The following is a 23,554-nucleotide window of genomic DNA, read 5'->3' as shown; positions in this document are numbered from 1 at the left end:
AGTGGCCGTACAGAACGGAAAGCCCGCGGGGGCCCGGCGCAGACAGCCGAGCCTGGCGCAGCTGCGGGCGTTCGCCGCGGTCGCGGAGCACCTGCACTTCCGGGACGCGGCGGCGGCGATCGGGATGAGTCAGCCCGCGCTGTCGGGCGCGGTCTCGGCGCTCGAGGAGGTGCTGGGCGTGACCCTTGTCGAGCGTACGACGAGAAAGGTGCTGCTCTCGCCGGCCGGGGAGCGGATCGCGGTGCGGGCCAAGGCAGTGCTCGACGGGGTCGGCGCGCTCGTCGAGGAGGCCGAGGCGGTGCGGGCGCCGTTCACGGGGGCGCTGCGGCTCGGGGTGATTCCCACGGTGGCGCCGTATCTGCTGCCGACGGTGCTGCGGCTCGTCCACGAGACGTATCCCGATCTGGACCTTCAGGTGCACGAGGAGCAGACGTCGTCGCTCGTCGAGGGCCTGGGTGCGGGGCGGCTCGATCTGCTGCTGCTCGCCGTGCCGCTCGGGGTGCCGGGGATGAGTGAACTCCCGCTGTTCGACGAGGACTTCGTGCTCGTCACGCCGCTCGACCACTGGCTCGGCGGCCGGGAGGGGATCCCGCGCGAAGCGCTGCGGGAGCTGAACCTGCTGCTTCTGGACGAGGGGCACTGCCTGCGCGACCAGGCCCTCGACATCTGCCGGGAGGCGGGCCGCGACGACGCTCCCGTCGCCACGACCGCCGCCGGGCTCGCCACGCTGGTCCAGCTCGTCGCGGGCGGCCTCGGGGTGACGCTGCTGCCGCGCACCGCCGTGTCCGTCGAGACCAGCCGGAGCAGCCAGCTGCTCACCGGGTACTTCGCGGAGCCCGCCCCCGCACGCCGGGTGGCCTTCGCCATGCGTACGGGGGCGGCGCGCTCCGCGGAGTACGTGGAGCTGGCCTCGGCTCTGCGAACGGCCTTGCGGGGCATGCCGGTTCGCATCCTCGGCGACGGCTGAGCCGACGGCCGGGCGTCACTCCGTCCGCAGCCCCTCTGCCCGCATCATGCGGTACAGCGGAGGCAGGGACAGGAGGGTCACCACCGCGACGAGGGCGGCGCCCACACCGGTCAGCGGGAGGAACAGCAGCCAGTCGGTCACCGGTTTGTCCACAAGGCGCAGCATCAGCCAGCCGAGGGTCAGTCCGCCCGTCACGGCGATGGCCATGCCCAGGACGACCGGGATCGCCGTCTGCCACAGCACGGACCAGGCGAGCGTCGAGCGCTTCGTGCCGTAGGCGACGAGCACCGACAACAGCCGCCTGCGCTCGCGGAGTTGCTCGATCTGCGAGACCAGCATCGACGCCGCGATGATCACCATGGTGAGGGCGGCGGCCGTGAACAGGCCCGTGCGGATGCTCGCGTACTCCTTGTCGCGGGACACGAATGTGTTCGTCCACACCTGCATGCCCGGGTCGATCGCGAACGCGGTGTTGCGCACGTGGTCCTCGGCGTCGGGCACGCTCTCGTCGATCTGGATCTGCGCGTTGGTCGACGCGGTGTGCAGGGTCGCAGGGTCGAGGGCGCCCGGGGTGGCGAGGATGCCGCCGTAGTAATCGCCCGTCGGGTCCTTGCGGGAGTCGACGGTGCGTACGTCCTTGGGCAGCGTCCAGTGCACCGGCTTCAGGTCGGTGCGGCCCGAGTCCTCGGGATCGTCCACGACGAGCCGCGCGCCGGGGACTGCGACCTTCTCCAACTGGTCGTCGGCGTACGAGTCGTGGGAGCGGGTCACCCGGAAGACGTCGCCGTCGGAGCACGACGGCAGGCTGGCGAGTTCGCGCAGCGAGGGGCAGGAGCCGACGGACAGTGAGGAGGACGGGGGGAAGCCGTCCTCGGCCGGCTTCGCGCCCACGCGTTCGGCATCGGTGATGACCGTGCCGATGACCTTCTTGACACCCTTGGTGGTCCGGAAGTCCTGGACCATCCGGTCGGCCATCGTGCCGCTCGGGAAGTCGGTGTTCGCGCCGATCTGGGCGCGCTGGGGGTCCTGGCCGGTCGAGCTGGTGAAGCTGTCGTTGATGCCGACGGTGTACATCTGCAGGGCGATGCCGCCGGCCACCGCGATGGTGATGCCGGAGATCGCGCGGGTGGCGCCGCTGCTGTTCAACTGGAGCCTGCGGGTCGCCAGTTGCCAGGGGACGGGGCCGCCCCGCAGCCGCCGCACGACGGCCTCGACGAGCCAGGGGAGTACGAGGACCAGGCCGGTGAGGGAGAGCAGGACACCGCCGCCGATCAGCACCATGCCGCGGTGGGTCGTGTCGGAGGCGGAGCGGGACAGGAGCAGGATCAGGATGCCGGCGGCGAGGAACAACAGCCGCCACCACAGCTTGCGGCTGCGCACCCGGCCGCCCCGCACGACCCCGAGCGGCTCGATGGCCACGGAGCGCAGGGCGAACACCGTGACGGCGATCGCGGACAGCGGCACCGCCAGCAGGACCAGCACGGCGAGCGCCGGGACCGGGGTGAAGTCCGCGGGGAACGCGGCCAGTCGCCACAGCTCGACGTGGGCGAGCACCTGCCGGCCGGCGAGGAAGAGGAGCACGCCGGCCACGAGCCCGAGGAGGGTGCCGAGCAGTGCCTCACCGGCCGCCACCCAGCGCGTCGTCCGGGCGTCCGCGCCGACCAGGCGCAGCGCGGCGAGCCTGCGGTCGCGCCGCTCGCCGCCGAACCGCACGGCGGTCGCGACGAAGATGGCGATGGGCGCGAGCAGCACCACACAGGCCAGAATGATCATGAGCACGAGGGCCGGGTCGAGCGGATTGTTCTCGCCCGCCTGCCCGAAGTGGTCGATGCGGTGGGCTCCGCGGTCCGTGCTCAGGCTGTCACTGCCCGCGTACATGTACAGGTCGAAGGGGTCGCTCAGGCCCGCTTCGTGGATGGTGCCGACGTCGCGGAAGTGGTAGCGCTGCTTGAGCAGTTCGCCCTCGGGGGAGGCGAGGAGGTCGCGCATTGCGGGCGAGACCAGCATCTCACCGGGGCCCGGCAGCTTGTCGACGCCGGGCGGCAGGGCGGGGTGCCCGCCCTCGGGCCGCACCATGTAGCCGCCGATCGTCTCGTCCCGGTACTCCGAGGAGCCGTCGAGCGTGAGCAGCGTGCGGTCCGACCGCGGTACGTCGTCCTGCTCGAGCGTGTTGACCGTGCGGGCGTCGGAGCGGTCGTTGCGCGCGCTCGTGAAGTTCGGCACGGCGGCGGCGCCCAGCAGCACGGCGACGCCGAGGCCGACGCCGAGCGCGGTGAGCAGCGTACGGATCCAGCCCTCGCGACCGCCGGAGAAGCCGAAGCGGACGCCGAGCGCGAGGTCGCGCAGGCGGCCCTGGAGGCCGGCGTTCGCGGGGGCGGGCGGGGCCTGCACGGGCCGGTCGTCGAGGAGCGTCATCGGGCGAACTCCATGTCCCGGGCCTTGCCGTCCCGTACGACGATCTCGCGGTCCGAGTAGGCGGCGACCCGCGTCTCGTGGGTGACCAGGACGACGGCGGCGCCGGTGCTGCGGGCGGCGTCGGTGAGCAGCTCCATGACGCGCTCGCCGTTGAGCGAGTCCAGGGCGCCGGTGGGCTCGTCGGCGAACAGCACACGCGGCCCCGTGACCAGGGAGCGGGCGACCGCGACGCGCTGGCCCTGGCCGCCGGAGACCTCACCGGGGCGCTTGCCCGCGAGGTCGTCGACCTCCAGGCGCTGGAGCCATTCGATGGCCCGGCGCTCGGCGTCCTTGCGCTTCACGCCGTTCAGACGCAGCGGGAGCGCGACGTTCTCGACGCACGTCAACTCCGGGACGAGCTGGCCGAACTGGAACACGAAGCCGAACTCGCCGCGGCGCAGCGCGCTGCGCTCCGCGTCGGACATGGCGGTCAGTTCGCGGCCGTTGTACGTGATGGTGCCGGAGTCCGGCGTGATGATGCCGGCGAGGCAGTGCAGCAGTGTCGACTTGCCGGAGCCCGAGGGGCCCATGACGGCGACGACCTCGCCCGGGTGGACGGAGAAGGAGGCGTCGTCGAGGGCCGGTGTCGGCCCGTACGTCTTGTGCAGGCCGGTGGCGGCGAGCAGGGAACCGGCGGGAGTGGTGGGGTGACTCATGAAGGGCGGACCTCCGCGGCGAGCTTGTCGAGGCGCGCGGCGGTCAGTTCCAGCCAGCGCAGATCGGCTTCCAGGTGGAACAGGGCGTGGTCGCAGATGAGCTGATCGGCGAGATCGCCCTTGCGCTTGCGGTCCGTGAGGATGCGCATCAGGCGCAGGTGCTCGGAACGCTGCGCGTCGAGCAGTTCGGTGGCGTCGCGCCCGGTCAGCAGGGCGAGGACGACCTTGGTGTAGAGGGTCGACTGGAGGTACGGCTCCGGCTTCTCCGGCGTCGCGAGCCACTGCCGTACGTCGGTGACGCCGGCGTCGGTGATCGCGTACCGCTTGCGCTCGGGGCCTTCGCCGGACTCGATCCCGTCGACCTCGACGAGGCCGTTCTTCAGGAGGCGGGACATCGTCGAGTAGACCTGCCCGTAGTGCAGCGGCTTGTCGTGCCCGAAGGTGTCGTCGAATGTGCGCTTGAGGTCGTAACCGTGGCGGGGCCCGGATTCGAGCAGCCCGAGGAGGGTGTGGCCGATGGACATGAGCAGCACTATACACACCGTGTATACGTGGTGTGTATAGCTCGCCGTAACGCACGGGCTCCGCCCCGGACCCCGCGCCTCAACCGCCGGCGGGGCTGGAAATGCCAATCGCCGGCGGGGCTTGATCTATCAAGCCCCGCCGGCGATTGAGGCGATCTTTCAAGCCCCTGCGGCGATTGAGCAGGTCTTTCAAGCCCCGCCGTTCGGACGAGAGCCGGCGGGGTCCGGGGCGGAGCCCCGAGGCGTTCAGTCCGGGTGGGTGGACGGGGGGCGGCCCCGCCTCGGTATGGGGCCCGCCGACCCCGGTAGGCGACCCGCCTCCTGGAGGGCCTTGCGGAGCAGGAACTCGATCTGCGCGTTCGCGGACCGCAGGTCCTCGCCGGCCCACCGTGCAAGCGCCTCGTACACCGCAGGATCGAGCCGCAACAGAACCTGCTTACGCGCCGCCCGCCGCTCACGGTCAGAGGCCGGAGTCACTGGTAGAGCGTTCCGGTGTTGACGACGGGCTGCGCCGCCCGGTCCCCGCAGAGGACGACCAGCAGGTTGGAGACCATCGTCGCCTTCCGCTCCTCGTCCAGCGCCACGAAGTCCTGCTCGGTGATGCGGGCGACGGCGTCCTCCACCATGCCGACGGCCCCGTCGACGATCAGGCGGCGGGCCGCGACCACGGCACCGGCCTGCTGACGCTGGAGCATCGCCGACGCGATCTCGGGGGCGTACGCGAGGTGCGTGAAGCGGGACTCGATGATCTGGACGCCCGCGGCCGCGACCCGCGCGTGCAGTTCGACGGCGAGCTTCTCGGTGATCTCCTCGGCGTTGCCGCGCAGCGAGAGGCCGCCCTCGTCGTGCGCGTCGTAGGGGTACTCGATGGCGATGTGCCGGACGGCCGCCTCGGTCTGCGTGGAGACGAACTCCAGGAAGTCGTCGACCTCGAAGGACGCCTGGGCGGTGTCCTCGACCTTCCAGACGACGACCGCGGCGAGCTCGATCGGGTTGCCGTACGCGTCGTTGACCTTGAGGACCGCCGTCTCGTGGTTGCGCACCCGGGTCGAGATCTTGGTGCGCGAGGTCAGCGGGTTGACCCACCGCAGGCCGTCCGTGCGGATCGTGCCCCGGTAGCGGCCGAAGAGCTGGACGACGCGGGCCTCGCCCGGCGCCACCATGTTCAGGCCCGACATGGCGAAGACCGAGCCGATCGCGACCACGACGCCGACCGTGATGAGCGCCCCCTTGGTGCCCGCCGAGTCGGTGGAGGCGGCGATCGCGATCAGGCCCGCGCCGACGATCAGGCCGATGAGGCCGAGCAGTAGGGCGAGTCCGCCGCCGATGCTGTGGGCCGTGATCTCGCGAACGTGCGCCTTCGGCATCTGTACGTCGGGAGTCTCCGGCGCGTCCGGAGTGTTCGGTGTGGCGTCCGTCTCGGACATGGCTGTCCCCGTTTCTCTGAGCTGGTCGTTCGTCGCCGCACGGCCGCGAACGCGGTCTAGCAAAGTGATATCACTTTATCGCGTCCGGCAACCATCCGCACGTCTCGCTCGTCGGTTCCCATGGGGCAGGTGCTGATTGTCACGTCCGATATGGCCGAATCAACGGAGATTCGACATAAGTGACGGGTTAGGTTCTTGAGCCGATTCAGCACGATCGTGAGAACTGGGTTCGTACCCGTACGCGAAGGCGTACCAGGACAAGAAGCGGAGCGACTGAGGTCATGGGCCGAGCGGATGCGAGGAAGGCGCGCAAGCGCGCGGCGCGGCCGTCGGGCATACGCCGCCTCTTCACCTGGAAGAAGCTCCTGGGTACGTTCTTCGGGCTCGTGCTGCTGTGCATGGGCGCGTTCATCGTGCTGTACATGGTGATCGACGTACCCGAGGGCAATCCCGACGCCCAGGTGCAGAGCAACGTCTACAAGTACAGCAACGGCGACACGCTGGCCCGCACCGGCAAGGTCAACCGCGAGGTCGTCGACCTGGCCGAGGTGCCCCAGGAGGTCCAGCACGCCTTCGTCGCCGCCGAGAACAAGTCGTTCTACACGGACAAGGGCATCGACGTGAAGGGCACCGCCCGCGGCATGCTCAACACCGTCCTGGGCAAGGGCAAGCAGGGCGGCTCGACGATCACCCAGCAGTACGTGAAGAACTACTACCTGACGCAGGACCAGACGGTTACCCGAAAGCTCAAGGAACTGGTCATCTCGCTGAAGTTGGACCAGAAGAAGACCAAGGACGACATCCTCGCCGGGTACATGAACACCAGCTACTACGGGCGCGGAGCCTGGGGCATCCAGGCGGCGGCCGAGGCCTACTACGGCAAGAGCGCCTCGAAGCTGACCGTGGAGCAGGGCGCGTACCTCTCCGCGCTGCTCCAGGCCCCGAACCAGTACGACTGGGCCGTTGCCTCCGACACCGGGAAGCGGCTGGCCAAGGCGCGCTGGAACTACGTGCTCGACAACATGGTCGACATGCACTGGCTGGACGCGAGCAAGCGGCAGGGCATGACCTTCGACAAGCCGAACCCGCCGAAGGCCGCCTCCGGGCTCAAGGGCCAGGAGGGCTACCTCTACAGCGCCGCGCGCGAGGAGGTCATCAAGGAACTGAACCTCACCGAGGCCCAGTTCGACGCCGGTGGCTACACGGTCACGCTCAACATCGACCGCAAGAAGCAGAAGCAGCTCGAGAAGTCGGTGAACCAGCAGCTCAGCGACAAGCTCGACCGCAAGGACAAGAAGGCCGACGCGCGCGTGCAGGCCGGCGCCGTCTCCGTGGACCCGAAGACCGGCAAGGTCCTCGCGCTGTACGGCGGTGAGGGACTCAGCGAGCACTACGTCAACAACGCGACGCGCACCGACTACCAGCCCGCCTCCACCTTCAAGCCGCTGATCCTCGCGGCCGCCCTGGAGGACAAGGCCACGACGCAGTCCGGCCAGAGCGTCACCGCCGACACGATCTACGACGGCACCAGCAAGCGTCAGGTCGTCCAGGACGGCAAGAAGGTCGGCTTCGCCCCGCCGAACGAGGACAAGAAGAGCTACGGCCCGGTCACCGTCCAGACCGCCATGAACAAGTCCATCAACTCCGTCTTCGCGCAGCTCGGCGTCGACGTCGGCATGGACCAGGTGATGGCCACGGCGAAGAAGCTCGGCATGGACGCGGGCGACCTCAAACCGTACCCCGCGCAGACCCTCGGCACCATGGGCGCGAGCCCGATGGAGATGGCCGGTGTCTACGCGACGCTCGACAACCACGGCAAGAAGGTCACCCCGCAGATCGTGAAGGCGGTCTCCAAGCAGGGCGAGCCGGTCCCGCTGGAGGACCCCGTCGGCGAGCAGGTGATCAGCCGCGGCGCCGCCGACTCGGTGACCTCGATCCTGACCGGTGTGGTCGACGACGGCACGGCGAAGACCTCGGTGCGCGACAACCCGGGCCGCGCGGGCCAGCAGGTCGCGGGCAAGACCGGTACCTCCGACGACAACAAGTCGGCCTGGTTCACCGGGTACACGCCGGACCTGGTCACGTCGGTGGGCCTGTTCGGCGAGGGCGCGCTGAAGACCGCGGAGGCGGGCCGACAGGTGTCCATGGAGGGCGCCGGCGGCCTGCCGCGTGTCGACGGCGGCAGCTTCCCCGCCCAGATCTGGGCGCAGTACACCTTCAACTCGTCCAGCACGAACGCGAAGTTCGACCTGGACACCGACATGGGCAAGGCCGTCCAGCCGACGACGACGCCCCCGGCGACCCCGACCGATGAGCCCTCGACGGATCCGACGCCGAGCGAGACGAAGTCGACCGAGCCGACGCCGACCAAGACCGAGCCGAGCGAGACACCGACCAGCGAGACGCCGACGACGGATCCGACGCAGACGCTCCCGGTCCCGCCCGAGAGCAGCGCGCCGACCTGGTCGGAGGACCCGGTCGAACCGGAGAACGGCGGCGGCAACGGGAACGGCAGAGACTGACGCGCTGACCGCCGCGACTGACCGAAGCGCGCTACTCGCGGGCGCCGAGCCAGGTGCGGGCCGCTCCCAGCAGGGCCCGCACCCCCAGCTCGATCGTGGGGTCCTGGAGCGGCGCGTACTGCGGCGAGTGGTTCACCGGGATCTCGGCGGGTAGGCCGCGCGAGGCGAGCGTCGCGGCGTCGTAGCCCTTGAAGGCGGCCGGGTCGGCGCCCCCGAAGTGCCAGAACACCGAGGGCACGCCGAGTTCCTTGCCGAACAGGCCGAAGTCCTCGCTGCCGTTGATCGGTTGCGGAAGCACGAGGACGCCGTGCTCGCCGAGCGCGCCGCGCAGCCCGTCGATCGTCGTGGCGGTGGCGTCGTCGGTGTTCTCCGTGACGGGGAACGAGCCGAGCGAGGTGAACTCCGGCTCCTTGGGCGAGCCCGAGGCCTCCGCCTCCGCCCGGACGATCCTGCGCACCGCCTCGAGCACCTTCTCGCGTACGACGGGGTCGACCGAGCGGATGTTGAGCTTCAGCTCCGCTTCGTCCGCGATGATGTTCTCCTTCGTGCCGGCGTGGATCGAGCCCACCGTCACGACGGCCGTCTGCGAGGCGCCGACCTCGCGCGAGACCACGGTCTGCAGGCGCATCACGACGGCCGCCGCGAGGACCACCGGGTCGACGGTCGACTCGGGCGTCGAGCCGTGCCCGCCGCGCCCGAAGAGGCGTACGCGGTAGCTGTCGGAGGCCGCCATCACCGCTCCGGGCCGGGTCACAGCGACCCCCGTCGGGAACGGTCCGACGTGCTGGCCGAGACACACGTCCGGCTTCGGGAAGCGCTCAGCGAACCCGTCGTCCAGCATGTCCCTGGCCCCGCGGCCGATCTCCTCCGCGGGCTGGAACACGGCGAGGACGGTGCCGCGCCACGTGTCCCGCTCCGCCGCGAGCAGCGCCGTCACGCCGAGCAGGCAGGTGACGTGCATGTCGTGGCCGCAGGCGTGCATGACCGGTACGTCGTTGCCGTCGCGGTCGGTGCCGCGGGCCACGGACGCGTAGGGCAGGCCCGTCGCTTCCAGGACGGGCAGTGCGTCCATGTCGGCGCGGAGCAGCACGGTCGGGCCCTCGCCGTTGCGGAGGACGCCGACGACGCCTGTGCCGCCGAGGCCCTCCGTCACGTCCCAGCCGCCCTGTTCGCGCAGCCGGGCCGCGACGATGCCGGCGGTGCGGGTCTCCTGGAGGGAGAGTTCGGGGTGGGCGTGCAGGTCCCGGTAGAGCGCGCGGAGTCCGGGCAGGAGGCTGTCGAGTTTCGTGGTCATCGGGTCTCGCTTTCTACGGGTGCGCCGGATACGGGAGTGGGGTGGTCGGGGTCGGCGTCGGGCAGCCGCAGCGCCCGGCGGAAGGCGTGTGTGGTCTGCGGGGTGACGCAGGCGAGGACCGCGGCGAGTACCGCGCCCACGACGAGGAAGCCGAACGCGGCGCCGAATCCGGCCGAGTCCGCGAGCAGCCCCATCGCGGTCGGTGCGACGACGCCACCGGCCTGCCCGCCGAACGTGATCAACCCGGCGGCCGCGCCCGTCAGTTCGGGCGGCAGGCTGCGCAGCGGCACCGCGAAGATCGGCATGTAGCCGAGGGAGGCGGACGCGATCGCCACCGACATCCAGCCGACGAACGCGAAGATGCCGGTCGACGTCGCCATGAGGATCAGCGCGACCGAGGAGACCGCCATGGCGGGCACCACGATCTTGCGCTGATTGCCCTCGAAGCGGTCCGCGATCCTGCCGCCGACGATCACGGCGACGGCCGCCGAGCCCGCGGGCAGGATCGTCAGGGCGCCCGCCGAGGTCAGCGCGAGCCCGCGCTCCTCGTTGAGGTACGAGGGCACCCAGGTGTTGAGGCCCCACACGATGATGTCGTAGCCGAAGAACATCCCGGCGAACGCCCACATGGTCCCCGAGCGGATCACGGTGCGCGCGCCGCCGAGCGGCGTGGCGGTCGTCGACCGCTCCCGCTCCGGCAGCCACAGGCGGACGGCCGCGTACACGAATACGCCGACGGCCGCGACGGTGAAGAACGCCGAGCGCCAGCCGAAGTGGGCGATGAGCGGCGCGGCGATCAGCGGGGCGACGACCGCGGCCACGGCGTTCGACGACTGCACGATGCCGTTGGCGCTCATCCGCTGACCGGGCGTGGTCCGCTCGCTCACGGCCTTCATCGAAGCGCCCGGGAAGATCCCCTCGGCGATGCCGAACAGGAAGCGCACCACGAGGAGGATCGCGAAGGAGCCCGCGAGCCCGGTGACCGCCGTGAACGCGGACCAGATGAGCAGCGCCCAGCAGGTGACGCGCTTGGCGCCGAACCGGTCGGCGAGCATCCCGCCCGGAATCTGGCAGACGGCGTACGCCACGAAGAACACGGAGACCGCCAGGCCCTGCTGGGCGCGGCTGAGGTCGAATTCGTGGCCGATCGAGGGCAGCGCCAGATTGATGACGAGGCGGTCGATGTAGTCGATCAGCCAGGCGGCGAAGAGCAGCGTGACCGTGATCTTGGCGCCTCTGTCGAGACGTTCACGGGCGGGGCCTTGCGAGGGTGGGGCCACAGGCACTCCTTCTAGAGTGGGCGTGCTGGTGTGGGGGACGGCTCGGAAGTGGGGACAGAATCCGGCCGCCGTGCGAGAAGGGGCCTCAATTGCTGGAAAACGGCAGCGTGCACGCGCCTGTGCCGGAATCCGCCGCCTTCGCGGGGGCCTCCGCGGCGGCCTTCGAGGAGGCCGACCTCGCCCTGATCGACGCCCTCCAGACCGACCCGCGCGCCCCGTGGAGCCGGGTCGGCCCGGCCGTCGGCATCGACGCGACGACCGCGGCCCGCCGCTGGGCACGCCTCGAAAAGGCGGGCCTCGCGTGGGTGACGGCGTACGCGGGGCCGACGACGGCCACGGTCGCCTACATGGAAGTGACGTGCACACCGGGCGAGTTGGAGGAGCTGACCGCCGGTCTCGTCCGCCTTCCGTGGGTGTTCAGCGCGGAGCACGTGGTCGGCGATTACGACCTGCTGCTCTCCGTCGCGGCGCCCGACCTGCCCGCGCTCGGGCGCCGGGTCAGCGACGATCTGGGCCGGCTGCCGGGCGTGCGCGGCACCCGGACCCGGCTGAGCATGCGGCTCTACCAGGAGGGCAGCGGCTGGAAGGTGCGCGCCCTCGACCGGGCGGGGCGCGCGCGGCTCAGCACGGCGGGGCCGGGGCCCGGTGCACCCTCGCGCCCGTTCCGGCCCCGTGACGAGGTCGACCTGGCGCTCCTGCGCGAACTGGGCGCCAACGGCCGTGCCGGGTACGCCGAGTTGGCGGCGGCCGTCGGCGTCGGCGTCGGCGAGTCGACCGTGCGGCGCAGGCTCGCGCGCGAACTGCGTGACCGGGAGATCCTGCTGCGCTGCGATCTGGCCCAGCAGCTGGCGGGCTGGCCGGCGCTCGCCACGTACCGGGCGACCGTCCCGCACGGCGAACTGGACCGTACGGGCTCGGCCCTTGCCCGCCTCCCGCAGATGCGCCTGTGCACCTCGGTCACGGGCTCTTGCAACCTGCTCTTCCAGGTCTGGCTCCGCGACCTCGACGGCATGGCCACGCTGGAGGCCGCCCTCGACGAGCGGTTTCCCGCCCTGCGCGTCGAGGACCGCACGGTGACGCTGCGCACGGTGAAGCGGATGGGGCGGGTGCTCGACGACCGGGGGCGGGCTACGGGGTACGTGCCGGTGGGGTTCTAGCCGTCGCTGTGGGGTTTCAGCTCTCCGTGGGGTGTGCCGCGCGCCACGCCGCGATCGACTCGTCCCAGCCGTCCCCCGACAGTGCCGTCAGCGACGCCGGGAAGAGGCCGTCCTCCTCCTTGGCGATGTGCCGGTGCAGCTCGTCCGTCTCGGCCTTCAGGCGCTGTACGTCGCCGGGGTCCGTGAGGTCGAGGGTGGGCAGCAGGGCGCCGAGTTCGCGGTGTTCGGCCACCAGGGCGTCGATGTAACCGGCGTACTCCGGATCGTCCCGCATCACCGCGAACAGGCCGTCCTCCTCGCCCCTCCAATGCGAGGCGAGCTCCTTCGCCATCGCGTCGACGAGCTTCCGCGCCGCCGCCACGTCGCCGCGCTCAAGGGCCCGCAGCGCGCCACCGGCGGCGTCGGTGACGCGCTCGTGCTCGGCGATGAACTCCTTGATGAGAGGGATCTCACGGCAACCGCAGTAGTGGCACATGGCCACATATTTACGGCACCGGAAGCTCGAACCAGACGACCTTGCCGGTGGACAGGCGCGTCGCACCCCACCTTCGGGCCAGCCGGTTCACCAGGTAGAGCCCACGACCGCCCTCGTCCGTCGCCCGTGCCTGCCGAAGGCGTGGCAACTGCGGTACGTCGTCGCCCACTTCGCAGCGCACCACGTCGGTCCGCAGCAGGCGCAGGGTCACCGGACGGGTGGCGTACCGCACCGCGTTCGTCACGACCTCGCTCACCAGGAGTTCGACGGAGTCGTTGAGGTCCTCCAGGCCCCAGCGCTCCAGGGCGCTGCGGGCGAGCCTGCGGGCGCGGCCCGGTGCGGCGTCCTCCGGTTCCAGGGTCCAGTACGCGACGTCGCTGGGCGCGATCCCGTCGAACCGGGCGGCCAGCAGCGCGATGTCGTCGTCCCGGTCGCCGGGGCCGAGCATGTCGAGGACCTCGTCGCACAGCGCCTCGAGGGGCGGCGGATGGTCGGGTCCTGTCAGCTGCGCGGTGGCGGCGAGCCGTTCGCGCAGCTGCTCTATCCCGGTCCACACGTCCCGCAGCCGCGATTCGACGAGCCCGTCCGTGTAGAGGAGCAGCGTCGCGCCCGCCGGGGCGTCCAGCTCGACCGCCTCGAAGTCGACCCCGCCGACGCCGATCGGCGCGCCCGGCGGCACCCGGAGCACCTCGGAGCGCCCGCCGAGGTGCAGCAGGACGGGCGGCGGATGCCCGGCGTTGGCGATGGTGATGCGGTGCGCGACCGGGTCGTACACGGCGTACATGCACGTCGCCATGCGGTCGCTGCCGAGCCGCTGGGCCTGCTCGTCGAGGTGGTGCAGGACCTCCTGCGGGGGCAGGTCGAGTCCGGCGAGGGTCTGCGCGGTCGTCCGGAGCTGGCCCATGATGGCGGCCGATGTCATCGAGTGGCCCATGACGTCGCCCACGACCAGCGCGACGCGGCTGCCCGGCAGCGGGATCGCGTCGTACCAGTCGCCGCCGACCCGCGCCGTCTCCGCCGCCGGCAGGTAGCGCGAGGCGAGCCGCACGCCGGTCGGGTTCGGCAGCGTCTCCGGCAGCATCGTGCGCTGCAACTCGTCCGCGATGTACGCCTCGCGCCCGTACAGCACCGCTTTGTCGATGCCGAGCGCGCTGTGCGTCGCCAACTGCCCCGCCACCAGCAGGTCGTCGGCGTCGAACGCGAGCCGGTCGGGGCGGCGCAGGAACACTGCGGCCCCGATCACCCGGCGTCGGCCGCGCAGCGGGGCCAGGATCGCCCGCTGGCCGCTCGGCAACGCCCGCTCCGAGCCGAGGAGTTCGGGCAGCGCGGCGAGCGCGGCGGGCGAGTCGGCGAACACCGGGCGGACGCCGCGCAGCACCTCTGCGAGCGCGCCACCGGAGCGCACCTCGCACAAGTCGGCGCAGCCCGCCGTCAGTTCGAGCTGGGGCGTGAGTGGGACCGTGAGCCCCGCGCCGTCGGTGTCCGGGTCGGTGGCGGATGCGGAGGCGGTGTCGGTGGAGTCCGGGATGCGGTCGGTGCGGCGCAGGCGCAGCACCATGGGTCCCGTCGGCCGCTCGTCGCCCACCGGCAGCGGCTCGCGCAGATACACGAGGATCGCGTCGGAGAACGTGGGCACGGTCGCCCGGCACAGGCCCATCACGATCTCGTCGAGGTCCAGGCCGCGGGCGATCCGCCGGGTCGCGGCGCCGACGAAGCGGAGCCGGTCGCCGTCACGCCGCATCGGCGCCGGCTGCCCGGCGGGGCGCGGCTGTCCGGTGCGGCGGTCCTCGCCCTCGGGCGCGCCGGGGCGCACCGGCTCGGGGGAGGGCGCCACGGGCTGCGCGTGCTCGGCGTCCGCGGCGGAGCCGGCGGCGCGCCGTGGCTGCTCCGGCAGGCCGCCCGAGCCCGGGGCGGAGGCCTCGCCGGAACCCGGCGTGGAGGTCTCAGGGGTGTGCCGAAGGGCCCCGCGGGGGTCGGCGGGGCGGGCCGCCGTGCCGTGGTGGCGGCCTTCGTGGGAGGTGGGGTACTCCGTCACGCGTGTCGATTCCGTCCGTCCGGGGCTGCACGCCGCGTCACTGGCCAGTGCGCCGGCAGTTGGGGAACAGCTGGGGCCAGGGTCTGTCGGGTGACCTGCGGCGTGTCCCGTAGGGGACCGGATACCCGGAACGCGTGCTCCGGGAACGGAATCCGTGCGGGCGACCGCGCCGGGAACCCGCGGACAGCACCGCTCGCGGTCCCGGCGGCCGTCTCGTCACGGCCCGCCCACTGCGTCGTCTCGCCCACGTTCACGGTCCAGCCGCCCCTCGATGACCTCGTTGACATCGTGTCAGACCAGTTGTGCGTGCCAAGAGTTGTCCGTAGAACCCGCACATTCGGACGGGTGGTCTCTTGCGGAGGACGATCCTACGTTTACCCCCTGGGGGCGCATCAAGGGTCTCATGAGGACACGTGCGCGGGCGTACGGTCCCAGTCAGCAGGCAGGGCGGGAACCAGCCACGCCGGGTCCGGGCGCCAGTGCTGCCAGCCGTCGGGGAACGGCCGCCGCCAGTTCTCGATCGTCTCGATCGCCCGGCGGCCCGCGGAGCGCACCTCGGATGCCTGTGCGGGGCTCATCAGGCCCACGGCCTGCGCCTGCGCGAACTCGTCCTCGTCGTGCCAGCGCCAGCTGCCGTCCGGGTACACCGACAGGTCGAGGAAGTGGTCCTCCGAGTCGACGCCTGCGGCCCAACGGACGCGCGGCGCCTCCAGGTTCACGTACCAGTTGCGGAACCGCCAGCCCGGCTCCCAGAACAGCCACACCGACCAGGGATCGCCGGGCCGCGCCAGTTTCAGCACACCCGTGCCGGCCCAGCGGTCGCGCCGCAGGGCGCGCGGCTTGGTGTAGCGGGTGGCGAGCGGCTCGCGGTGCACCGGGGTGCCGTCGGCGATGACCGGCTTCACGCACTCGGTGCCGGGCGCCATCCACACGGCGAGCAGCTCGTCGGTGTCCTGGACGACCGTGACCGGACGGCAGATGTGGAAGCCGTCGCCCCCGTTGGCGCGGTAGCGCCACAGGATCGGCTCACCGGGCGCCCAGCGCCCTCCGCTCTCGGTCATCCGGTACTCGTCTGTCATGAACAGATATTAGGTGCCAACGGCATACGACGCCGCGGTACGTATCAGGATTACGCCAACAGGCCACGCGTGGTCACGGCCGCGCTCACGGGTGCGTCATCCGCAGGACGTCGAGCGCCTCGTCGAGCTGTTCCACGGTGAGGTCGCCCCGCTCCACGTAGCCGCCGTCGAGCACGACCTCCCGGATGGTCCGCCGCTCGGCGAGGGACTTCTTGGCGACCTTGGCCGCCTCCTCGTAGCCGATGTACTTGTTGAGCGGCGTGACGACGGACGGGGAGGACTCGGCGTACTCGCGGGCGCGCTCGCGGTTTGCGGTGATGCCGTCGATGGTGCGATCGGCCAGGAGCCGGGAGACGTTGGCGAGCAGCCGGATCGACTCCAGGACGTTCTTGGCGATGACCGGGAGCATCACGTTCAGCTCGAAGTTGCCTGCGGCGCCGGCCGCCGCGACCGTCGCGTCATTGCCGGTGACCTGGGCCGCGACCATCAGCGTCGCCTCGGGAAGGACCGGATTCACCTTGCCCGGCATGATCGACGAACCGGGTTGCAGATCGGGGAGGTTGATCTCCGCGAGTCCCGTACGGGGCCCGGAGGCGGCCCACCGCAGATCGTTGGCGATCTTCGTCAGGCCGACGGCGATCGTGCGCAACTGGCCGCTCGTCTCCACGATCCCGTCGCGCGCGCCCTGCGCCTCGAAGTGGTCGCGGGCCTCGGTCAGCGGCAGCCCCGTCGCGCGCGCGACCTCGGCGATGACGGCGGCCGAGAAGCCGGGCGGGGTGTTGATTCCCGTGCCGACCGCGGTGCCGCCCAAGGGGAGTTCGGCGAGGCGGGGGAGCGAGGCGGTCAGCCGCTCCACGCCGTAGCGGACCTGCGCCGCGTAGCCGCCGAACTCCTGGCCGAGAGTCACCGGCGTCGCGTCCATGAGGTGCGTACGCCCCGACTTCACGACGTCGGAGAACTCGGCGGACTTCCGCTCCAGGGAGGCGGCCAGGTGGTCGAGCGCCGGGATCAGGTCGTGGGTGACGGCGGCCGTCGCCGCGATGTGGATGGAGGACGGGAAGACGTCATTGGACGACTGCGAGGCGTTCACGTGGTCGTTCGGGTGCACGTCGCGGCCCAGGCGCTCGGTGGCGAGCGTGGCCAGCACCTCGTTGGTGTTCATGTTCGACGACGTACCGGAACCGGTCTGGAACACGTCGATCGGGAACTCGTCGTCCCAGTGGCCCTCGGCGACCTCGGCGGCGGCTGCCGCGACGGCCTCGGCGATGTCCTTGTCGATGACCCCCAGCTCAGCGTTCACCGTGGCCGCCGCGCCCTTGATCCGGGCCAGCGCCTCGATGTGGGCGCGCTCGATGCGCTGCCCGGAGATGGGGAAGTTCTCCACGGCGCGCTGGGTCTGGGCCCGCCACTTCGCGGCGGCGGGGACCCGGACCTCGCCCATGGAGTCGTGCTCGATGCGGTATTCGCCGGCGTTGTCGCTCATACCAGGTACAGCGAACACGGCGGTGGGGTTGTTCCTGATCCCGGGAACAACCCCACCAACGAGTGGCGACTACGCGAGACCGGGGCCGCGCACCGGGATGCTCGTGAAGGTCGGCTCGGGCGTCGGGTTCTGGAAGAAGTCGTTGCCCTTGTCGTCGACGACGACGAACGCCGGGAAGTCCTCGACCTCGATCTTCCAGACGGCCTCCATGCCGAGCTCCTCGTACTCGACGACCTCGACCTTCTTGATGCAGTCCTGCGCGAGCCGCGCCGCCGGGCCGCCGATCGAGCCGAGGTAGAAGCCGCCGTGCGCGTCGCACGCGTCGGTGACCTGCTTGGAGCGGTTGCCCTTGGCGAGCATGACCTTGGAGCCGCCCGCGGCCTGGAACTGCTCCACGTAGGAGTCCATGCGGCCGGCCGTGGTCGGGCCGAAGGAACCGGACGCATAACCCTCGGGGGTCTTCGCCGGGCCCGCGTAGTACACGGGGTGGTCCTTCAGGTACTGCGGCATCTCCTCGCCGGCGTCCAGGCGCTCCTTGATCTTGGCGTGCGCGATGTCGCGGGCGACGACGAGCGGTCCCGTCAGGGAGAGGCGGGTCTTCACCGGGTGCTTGCCGAGCTCGGCGAGGATCGCGTCCATCGGCTGGTTGAGGTCGATCTTCACGACGTCGCTCGACTCGTCCTCGGAGAGGCCCGCGGCGGAGCCGCTAGTCAACTCAGTGTCGGTCGTCTCCGGCAGGAAGCGCGCCGGGTCCGTCTCCAGCTGCTCCAGGAAGACGCCCTCGGCGGTGATCTTCGCGACGGCCTGGCGGTCGGCGGAGCAGGACACGGCGATGGCGACCGGGCAGGAGGCGCCGTGCCGCGGCAGCCGCACCACGCGCACGTCGTGGCAGAAGTACTTGCCGCCGAACTGCGCGCCGATGCCGATCTTCTGCGTCAGCTCGAAGACCTTGTCCTCGAGCTCCTTGTCGCGGAAGCCGTGCCCGAGCTCGGAACCCTCGGCCGGGATCTCGTCCAGGTAGTGCGCGGAGGCGTACTTGGCGGTCTTCAGGGCGTACTCGGCGGAGGTGCCGCCGACGACGATCGCGAGGTGGTACGGCGGGCAGGCGGCCGTCCCCAGGGAGCGGATCTTCTCCTCCAGGAACTTCATCATGGAGGACTCGTTCAGTACGGCCTTCGTCTCCTGGTACAGGAACGACTTGTTGGCGGAGCCGCCCCCCTTGGCCATGAAGAGGAACTTGTAGGCGCCGCCGTCCGTCGCGTAGAGCTCGATCTGCGCGGGGAGGTTGGAGCCGGTGTTCTTCTCGTCCCACATGTTCAGCGGGGCCATCTGCGAGTAGCGCAGGTTCAGGTTCTGGTAGGCGTCGTAAATGCCCTTGGAGAGCGACTTCTCGTCCTCACCTTCGGTGAGGACATTCTGCCCGCGCTTGCCCATGACGATGGCGGTGCCGGTGTCCTGGCACATGGGCAGCACGCCCGCGGCCGCGATGTTGGCGTTCTTCAGCAGGTCGAGCGCGACGAACTTGTCGTTGCCCGACGCCTCGGGGTCGTCGACGATGCGGCGCAGCTGCGCGAGGTGAGTCGGGCGGAGGTAGTGCTGGATGTCGTGGATGGCCTCTTCGGCGAGCTTGCGCAGTGCGTCCGGCTCGACCTTCAGGAACGTACGGCCGTCGGGCCCCTCGGCGGTGGAGACACCCTCCGATGTCACCAACCGGTACGTGGTGGGGTCCTCGCCCTGGGGGAGCAGATCGGTGTACGCGAACTCCGGCATCTCGCCTTTTCCTCACTCGACAGACATCAGCTGGCATCCGTTGGCAGCGCCAACCAGCGTAGAACCTGGTCGGGCGGCCGGGCCTGTGAGGTAAGGCTCAGTTGGCTCGGGGCCCGCGACGGGGCTGCGCGGGAGTCCGCGGCGAGGGGTGTCGCGATCTATCGCGTTTCGGTACTCTACTGTCGTGGACCTTCAAAAGCGCTCTTCGCAGCCCGCGCCCGCGCCCAGTGCTCCCGTGGCGGAGCCGACCGACCTGCGCGCGTCCGACGCCGACCGCGACCGGATCGCGGACATCCTGCGCGAGGCACTCGCGGAGGGCCGGCTCGACGCGGAGGAGCACGCCGAGCGGATCGACGGGGTCTACCGCGCCAAGACGGTCGGCGAACTGGAGCCGCTGGTGCGCGACCTGCCGGGCACCCACGCGCCGCCCCGCCCGGCGCCCGCCGCGGGCCCCGCCCCGAGCCGCCCTGCGCCCGGCACGGTCCCGGCGGTGCCCGACGAGAACCTGGTGGCGGTCCTCAGCTCCACGACCCGCAAGGGCCGTTGGCGGGTGGGCCGCCGCACGCACGCGTACGCGATCTTCGGCAACGTGGAGATCGACCTCAGCGAGGCGATCTTCGAATACCCGCAGGTGTACATCAAGGCGGTCTCCGTGTTCGGCAACGTGGAGGTCCGCGTCCCCGAGAACATCTCGCTGCGCGGCAGCGGCGCGGGCGTCCTCGGCAACTTCGAGGTGGACACGCTGGACGCGCGCGAGCCCGGGGCGCCCGTTGTGTACGTCGACGGCTTCGCGGTCCTCGGGAACATCGAGGCGAAGCCGAAGCGCGGCAAGCTCATCCAGAACCTGGAGAAGCACCTGCGCAAGCATCTCGGCTGACGGTCGGGGGCCGACGGCATTTGGGCGGTGAACTCCCGTATGCGCTCCGGAAGTTCCGTGCTTCGGAACTCAGTGCATAGGAGTCGACACAGCGGGTAGAGCTTGCTGCATCGTCGCCCGCTCTCGATAGCCGTCGTCAGCCGTCGTCAGGAGTAGACCGTGCTGCACCCGCCGCATCAGTCCCTGCAGGTCACCGCCGTACCGCAGCAGCGCGAGCCAGTCAGGGGCAGGGATCAGGACGCGCCATGGCACACGGAGGCGGTGTGCAGGCGTGACGAGGCGGGACTCTTCTTCGCCCCTTCCAAGGAACCGACCGCCGCGCGTCTCGCGCGCGAGCAGGCGGCGAAGCGGGTCTGTGCTCGCTGCCCGGTCATGGTCGAGTGCCGCGAACACGCGCTGCTCCAGCCGGAGCCGTACGGCGTCTGGGGCGGCCTCACCGCGGCGGAACGCCGGGTGGTCCTGGCGCGCAGGCGCCGCCGCGAGGTGGAGCTGAAAAAGGCACCACACTCGGTAGCGGTCTGAGAGGCCGGGGCTCCGCCCCGGACCCCCGCTGCTCAATCGGGCATTTTAAGCCCCGCCGGCGATTGAGGCGCGGGGTCCGGGGCGGAGCCCCGAGGCGTCAACCACGGGTCCCCGAAACCTACTTGGCCCGGTCGAAGTCGATCGCGCTGTAGGCCCGCAGCTTGCTCAAGCGATGCGTGGAGTCGATCTGCCGAATCGTCCCGGACTTCGACCGCATCACAAGCGACGACGTGTGCGCCCGCTCCGAGTCGTACCGCACCCCCCGCAGCAACTCCCCATCGGTGATCCCGGTCGCGACGAAGAAGATGTTCTCGCCGGAGACAAGGTCGTCCGTGGACAGCACCCGGTCCAGATCGTGCCCCGCGTCGATCGCCCGCTGCCGCTCCTCGTCGTCCTTCGGCCACAACTTGCCCTGGATCACACCGCCCAGGCACTTGATCGCGCAGGCCGAGATGATGCCCTCGGGCGTACCGCCGATGCCGAGCAGCAGGTCGACGCCGCTGCCCTCGCGCACGGCGAGGATCGAACCGGCGACGTCGCCGTCCGAGATCAGCTTGATGCGGGCGCCGGTCTCCCGGACCTCCTTGATGATCCCCTCGTGCCGCGGCCGGTCGAGGATGACCACGGTGATGTCCTCGGGCGCGCGCTTCTTCGCCTTGGCGACGCGGCGGATGTTCACCGACACCGGGGCGTTGATGTCCACGTAGTCGGCGGCCTCGGGGCCGGTGACCAGTTTGTCCATGTAGAACACGGCGGACGGGTCGAACATCGTGCCGCGGTCGGCGGCGGCGAGCACGGCGATCGCGTTCGGCATGCCCTTCGCGCAGAGCGAGGTGCCGTCGATCGGGTCGACGGCGATGTCGACCTCGGCGCCCGTTCCGTCACCGATGTGCTCCCCGTTGAAGAGCATCGGGGCCTCGTCCTTCTCACCCTCCCCGATGACGACCACGCCGTTCATCGAGACGGTGGAGACGAGGGCGCGCATGGCGCGCACGGCCGCGCCGTCGGCGCCGTTCTTGTCACCGCGGCCCACCCAGCGGCCCGCGGCCATGGCGGCGGCTTCGGTGACCCGGACGAGTTCCAGGGCGAGGTTGCGGTCGGGGGCCTCGGAGGGGACCTCGAGCTCGGACGGAAGCTGGTGATGCTCGGTCATCGAGACGCACCTTTCTGTTCCGGGATTCACCGGGATCGTTCGGCTTCACCGGGATACGACAATAAGGAGGGGCGCCCGGAGGGCTCGTTGGAAGGGCGGTGGCGGGCGACGGGCGGGCGGATGGGGGCGGTATTGGGGAGAACTCTATCGTCGGTCAGACAATCTGAGCAGACCGCCCCACGGATGAGCGGACCGGTCGATGCCGGACCGCGCGAATCCGGACCTCCCGGCGGAGATCATCGGGCGACCTGCGACGATGGGGTGCGTGGCAGCAAGAAACGGTAAGAAAACGGTCGGCAGCCTGGTCCTCTCGCTCGGCGCCTGCGTCCTCGCGGCCGGCGTGATCTACCTCTTCGTTCCGCACGACGATTCCGGGGAGCCGCAGGTCAAGCGCGTCGACTACAAGGTCGAGCTGTCGACGGCCCGCCGTGCGGCGCCGTACCCGGTGGCCGCGCCGACGGGCCTTTCGCACGACTGGAAGCCGACGTCCGTGCGCTACCAGGGCACCGCGAACGACGCGTGGCACCTCGGGTATCTCGACCCGAAGGGGCAGTACGTCGCCGTCGAGCAGGCGACCGGGCGGTCGAAGAAGTTCATCAACGAGGCGAGCCAGGGCGCCTCCGCGACCGGTCGCACGCAGGAGATCGGCGGCGAGACCTGGGAGCGCTACAAGGGCGAGAAGTACGACGCCCTGGTGCTGAAGCAGAAGGGTGCCACCACGATGGTGACCGGCACGGCCGACTTCGACCAGCTGACGAAGATGGCCGAGGCGCTGGAGATGAAGCGCGAGAAGGTGTGACGGGTCCTGTGACGGGTCCGTCCGCCCCGTAACGAGGAAGGGCCCCGGCCGAAGCCGGGGCCCTTCCTCGTACGTTCTGCGTCCACGCGACTCAGATGGTCGTGATGACCTGCTCCTGCTCGAGGCGCGGGGAGCGCGGGAACCAGGCGTCCTCGCCCGGCTTGCCGATGTTGATGACCATCAGCGGGGAGTGGTCGTCGTCCAGGAACTCCTTCTGGACGCCGGCGAAGTCGAGGCCGGTCATCGGTCCTGCGGACAGGCCCGCGGCGCGGATGCCGATGATGAAGTAGGCGGCCTGCAGCGTCGCGTTCAGCGTGCCGGCCTGCTCGCGGACCGGACGCTCCGAGAAGAACATGTCCGAGATCCCCGGGGCGTGCGGAAAGAGCTGCGGCAGCTCCTCGTGGAACTCGTGGTCCGTGGAGAGGATCGCGACCAGGGGGGCGGCGAGGGTCTTCGGCTGGTTGCCCTCGGCCATGTGCTTGACGAGGCGCTCGCGGGCCTCGGGGGAGCGGACCAGGGTGATGCGCAGCGGCGACTGGTTGAAGGCCGTCGGGCCGTACTTGACCAGGTCGTAGATCGCTGCGACCTGCTCGTCGGTCACGGGCTCCGACGAGAACGTGTTCGCGGTGCGGGCCTCGCGGAACAGCAGGTCCTGCGCGGCGGGGTCAAGAACGAGAGACATGGATCAACCTTCTCGGTGCGACGGTCACGGCTGCGGCGATCCGTTCTGTCCGGATCGGCCCACATGGAGGACGGTACGCCGATGAGGTTCAACCTTCAACAAAACGCTTCGTGACGCTGTTCACAAGGCGACGCCCCGGTCACTCCTCGTCCTCCGCCTCCTCCTCGTCGTCGCCCCCGGCCTCCTCCGCGAGCGCCGCGTCCAGGCGGGCGCGCGCGCCGTCCAGCCAGCGGCGGCACACCTTCGCCAGCTCCTCGCCCCGCTCCCACAGCGCGAGGGACTCCTCAAGGGACGTGCCACCGGCTTCCAACCGCCGGACGACATCGATCAGTTCGTCCCGCGCCTGCTCGTAGCCGAGCGCCTCGTCGGCCGCCTGTGCCGTCTTCGTAGCCATGCTG

21 protein-coding genes are annotated in these 23,554 nt (G+C 70.8%); 6 read left to right on the top strand and 15 right to left on the bottom strand.

All coding sequences use genetic code 11. The annotated features are described in order from the left end of the window. Position 1: 1 nt before the first annotated feature. Complete coding sequence (locus ACWD2L_RS14280) at positions 2–967, top strand: LysR substrate-binding domain-containing protein (protein WP_351345693.1); 966 nt, start codon at positions 2–4, stop codon at positions 965–967. Between the two features lie 15 nt (positions 968–982). On the opposite strand, the gene ACWD2L_RS14275 is transcribed toward ACWD2L_RS14280, so the two are convergent. From ACWD2L_RS14275 to ACWD2L_RS14255, 5 genes are all read right to left on the bottom strand, one after another. Then, positions 983–3,382: an FtsX-like permease family protein gene (locus tag ACWD2L_RS14275; protein WP_351345696.1), complete on the bottom strand. Its 2,400-nt coding sequence runs from the start codon at positions 3,380–3,382 to the stop codon at positions 983–985. Next, a complete protein-coding gene (locus ACWD2L_RS14270) occupies positions 3,379–4,077 on the bottom strand; it encodes an ABC transporter ATP-binding protein (RefSeq protein WP_351345699.1) in 699 nt (232 codons plus the stop codon). The genes ACWD2L_RS14275 and ACWD2L_RS14270 overlap by 4 nt, the downstream gene beginning before the upstream one ends. Beyond that, positions 4,074–4,601, bottom strand: a complete 528-nt coding sequence (locus tag ACWD2L_RS14265) for a PadR family transcriptional regulator (protein ID WP_351345702.1) — start codon at positions 4,599–4,601, stop codon at positions 4,074–4,076. Before ACWD2L_RS14265 ends, ACWD2L_RS14270 begins: the two co-directional genes overlap by 4 nt. Before the next feature lie 246 nt (positions 4,602–4,847). Next, positions 4,848–5,078: a hypothetical protein gene (locus tag ACWD2L_RS14260; protein ID WP_351344089.1), complete on the bottom strand. Its 231-nt coding sequence runs from the start codon at positions 5,076–5,078 to the stop codon at positions 4,848–4,850. Beyond that, a complete protein-coding gene (locus ACWD2L_RS14255) occupies positions 5,075–6,028 on the bottom strand; it encodes an SPFH domain-containing protein (RefSeq protein ID WP_351344086.1) in 954 nt (317 codons plus the stop codon). The genes ACWD2L_RS14260 and ACWD2L_RS14255 overlap by 4 nt, the downstream gene beginning before the upstream one ends. Before the next feature lie 281 nt (positions 6,029–6,309). Between ACWD2L_RS14255 and ACWD2L_RS14250 the strand changes: the two genes are divergently transcribed. Continuing rightward, positions 6,310–8,550, top strand: a complete 2,241-nt coding sequence (locus ACWD2L_RS14250) for a transglycosylase domain-containing protein (RefSeq protein ID WP_351344083.1) — start codon at positions 6,310–6,312, stop codon at positions 8,548–8,550. 31 nt (positions 8,551–8,581) lie between these two features. Here ACWD2L_RS14250 and ACWD2L_RS14245 read toward each other — a convergent pair whose 3' ends face one another. Continuing rightward, complete coding sequence (locus ACWD2L_RS14245; RefSeq protein WP_351344080.1) at positions 8,582–9,844, bottom strand: amidohydrolase; 1,263 nt, start codon at positions 9,842–9,844, stop codon at positions 8,582–8,584. Beyond that, positions 9,841–11,124: an MFS transporter gene (locus tag ACWD2L_RS14240; RefSeq protein WP_351344077.1), complete on the bottom strand. Its 1,284-nt coding sequence runs from the start codon at positions 11,122–11,124 to the stop codon at positions 9,841–9,843. Before ACWD2L_RS14240 ends, ACWD2L_RS14245 begins: the two co-directional genes overlap by 4 nt. 89 nt (positions 11,125–11,213) lie before the next feature. On the opposite strand from ACWD2L_RS14240, the gene ACWD2L_RS14235 reads away from it, so the two are divergent. Further along, positions 11,214–12,281 carry an Lrp/AsnC family transcriptional regulator gene (locus tag ACWD2L_RS14235; protein WP_351344074.1) on the top strand — a complete coding sequence of 356 codons (1,068 nt, stop codon included), beginning with the start codon at positions 11,214–11,216 and terminating at the stop codon, positions 12,279–12,281. 16 nt (positions 12,282–12,297) lie between these two features. Here the strand turns inward: ACWD2L_RS14235 and ACWD2L_RS14230 are convergent, their stop codons facing one another. From ACWD2L_RS14230 to ACWD2L_RS14210, 5 genes are all read right to left on the bottom strand, one after another. Beyond that, positions 12,298–12,756, bottom strand: a complete 459-nt coding sequence (locus ACWD2L_RS14230) for a hemerythrin domain-containing protein (protein ID WP_351344071.1) — start codon at positions 12,754–12,756, stop codon at positions 12,298–12,300. Positions 12,757–12,766: 10 nt separating this feature from the next. Further along, a complete protein-coding gene (locus ACWD2L_RS14225) occupies positions 12,767–14,791 on the bottom strand; it encodes an ATP-binding SpoIIE family protein phosphatase (protein WP_351344068.1) in 2,025 nt (674 codons plus the stop codon). Positions 14,792–15,192: 401 nt separating this feature from the next. Beyond that, on the bottom strand, positions 15,193–15,870 hold the full coding sequence (gene fomD / locus ACWD2L_RS14220) for a cytidylyl-2-hydroxypropylphosphonate hydrolase (protein WP_351344065.1): 678 nt from the start codon (positions 15,868–15,870) through the stop codon (positions 15,193–15,195). Between the two features lie 85 nt (positions 15,871–15,955). After that, positions 15,956–17,353: a class II fumarate hydratase gene (locus ACWD2L_RS14215; RefSeq protein ID WP_351344062.1), complete on the bottom strand. Its 1,398-nt coding sequence runs from the start codon at positions 17,351–17,353 to the stop codon at positions 15,956–15,958. Positions 17,354–17,422: 69 nt separating this feature from the next. Then, a complete protein-coding gene (locus ACWD2L_RS14210; RefSeq protein ID WP_351344059.1) occupies positions 17,423–19,123 on the bottom strand; it encodes a fumarate hydratase in 1,701 nt (566 codons plus the stop codon). Between the two features lie 184 nt (positions 19,124–19,307). Between ACWD2L_RS14210 and ACWD2L_RS14205 the strand changes: the two genes are divergently transcribed. Both ACWD2L_RS14205 and ACWD2L_RS14200 read left to right on the top strand, forming a co-directional pair. Next, positions 19,308–20,000: a DUF1707 SHOCT-like domain-containing protein gene (locus tag ACWD2L_RS14205; RefSeq protein ID WP_351344056.1), complete on the top strand. Its 693-nt coding sequence runs from the start codon at positions 19,308–19,310 to the stop codon at positions 19,998–20,000. Between the two features lie 159 nt (positions 20,001–20,159). After that, positions 20,160–20,522, top strand: coding sequence for a WhiB family transcriptional regulator (locus tag ACWD2L_RS14200; protein WP_351344053.1), 363 nt, complete (start codon positions 20,160–20,162; stop codon positions 20,520–20,522). Positions 20,523–20,640: 118 nt separating this feature from the next. Here ACWD2L_RS14200 and glpX read toward each other — a convergent pair whose 3' ends face one another. Next, positions 20,641–21,675, bottom strand: a complete 1,035-nt coding sequence (gene glpX / locus ACWD2L_RS14195; protein ID WP_351344645.1) for a class II fructose-bisphosphatase — start codon at positions 21,673–21,675, stop codon at positions 20,641–20,643. 265 nt (positions 21,676–21,940) lie between these two features. Between glpX and ACWD2L_RS14190 the strand changes: the two genes are divergently transcribed. Then, on the top strand, positions 21,941–22,474 hold the full coding sequence (locus ACWD2L_RS14190; RefSeq protein ID WP_451189641.1) for a DUF4245 domain-containing protein: 534 nt from the start codon (positions 21,941–21,943) through the stop codon (positions 22,472–22,474). A 91-nt stretch (positions 22,475–22,565) separates the two neighbouring features. Here ACWD2L_RS14190 and ACWD2L_RS14185 read toward each other — a convergent pair whose 3' ends face one another. Together ACWD2L_RS14185 and ACWD2L_RS14180 are read right to left on the bottom strand one after the other, a co-directional pair. After that, positions 22,566–23,156 carry a malonic semialdehyde reductase gene (locus ACWD2L_RS14185; RefSeq protein WP_351344648.1) on the bottom strand — a complete coding sequence of 197 codons (591 nt, stop codon included), beginning with the start codon at positions 23,154–23,156 and terminating at the stop codon, positions 22,566–22,568. Between the two features lie 139 nt (positions 23,157–23,295). Then, the gene (locus ACWD2L_RS14180) at positions 23,296–23,550 is read right to left on the bottom strand and encodes an exodeoxyribonuclease VII small subunit (protein WP_351344651.1); all 255 of its coding nucleotides are present in this window, start codon (positions 23,548–23,550) and stop codon (positions 23,296–23,298) included. Positions 23,551–23,554 lie beyond the last annotated feature (4 nt).

The organism is Streptomyces sp. NPDC002754 (assembly GCF_053592315.1).
The sequence above is the reverse complement of the archived record's forward strand: the minus strand, read 5'-3'. Positions and strand labels throughout refer to the sequence as shown.

What these genes read in the sequence shown, in the direction of transcription:
- ACWD2L_RS14185 (WP_351344648.1), bottom strand. Translation starts at nt 23,156, where the DNA reads ATGTCTCTCGTTCTTGACCCCGCCGCGCAGGACCTGCTGTTCCGCGAG.
- ACWD2L_RS14210 (WP_351344059.1), bottom strand. Translation starts at nt 19,123, where the DNA reads ATGCCGGAGTTCGCGTACACCGATCTGCTCCCCCAGGGCGAGGACCCC.
- ACWD2L_RS14215 (WP_351344062.1), bottom strand. Translation starts at nt 17,353, where the DNA reads ATGAGCGACAACGCCGGCGAATACCGCATCGAGCACGACTCCATGGGC.
- ACWD2L_RS14230 (WP_351344071.1), bottom strand. Translation starts at nt 12,756, where the DNA reads ATGTGCCACTACTGCGGTTGCCGTGAGATCCCTCTCATCAAGGAGTTC.
- ACWD2L_RS14275 (WP_351345696.1), bottom strand. Translation starts at nt 3,382, where the DNA reads ATGACGCTCCTCGACGACCGGCCCGTGCAGGCCCCGCCCGCCCCCGCG.
- ACWD2L_RS14245 (WP_351344080.1), bottom strand. Translation starts at nt 9,844, where the DNA reads ATGACCACGAAACTCGACAGCCTCCTGCCCGGACTCCGCGCGCTCTAC.
- ACWD2L_RS14270 (WP_351345699.1), bottom strand. Translation starts at nt 4,077, where the DNA reads ATGAGTCACCCCACCACTCCCGCCGGTTCCCTGCTCGCCGCCACCGGC.
- fomD (WP_351344065.1), bottom strand. Translation starts at nt 15,870, where the DNA reads ATGACAGACGAGTACCGGATGACCGAGAGCGGAGGGCGCTGGGCGCCC.
- ACWD2L_RS14255 (WP_351344086.1), bottom strand. Translation starts at nt 6,028, where the DNA reads ATGTCCGAGACGGACGCCACACCGAACACTCCGGACGCGCCGGAGACT.
- glpX (WP_351344645.1), bottom strand. Translation starts at nt 21,675, where the DNA reads ATGACCGAGCATCACCAGCTTCCGTCCGAGCTCGAGGTCCCCTCCGAG.
- ACWD2L_RS14265 (WP_351345702.1), bottom strand. Translation starts at nt 4,601, where the DNA reads ATGTCCATCGGCCACACCCTCCTCGGGCTGCTCGAATCCGGGCCCCGC.
- ACWD2L_RS14180 (WP_351344651.1), bottom strand. Translation starts at nt 23,550, where the DNA reads ATGGCTACGAAGACGGCACAGGCGGCCGACGAGGCGCTCGGCTACGAG.
- ACWD2L_RS14250 (WP_351344083.1), top strand. Translation starts at nt 6,310, where the DNA reads ATGGGCCGAGCGGATGCGAGGAAGGCGCGCAAGCGCGCGGCGCGGCCG.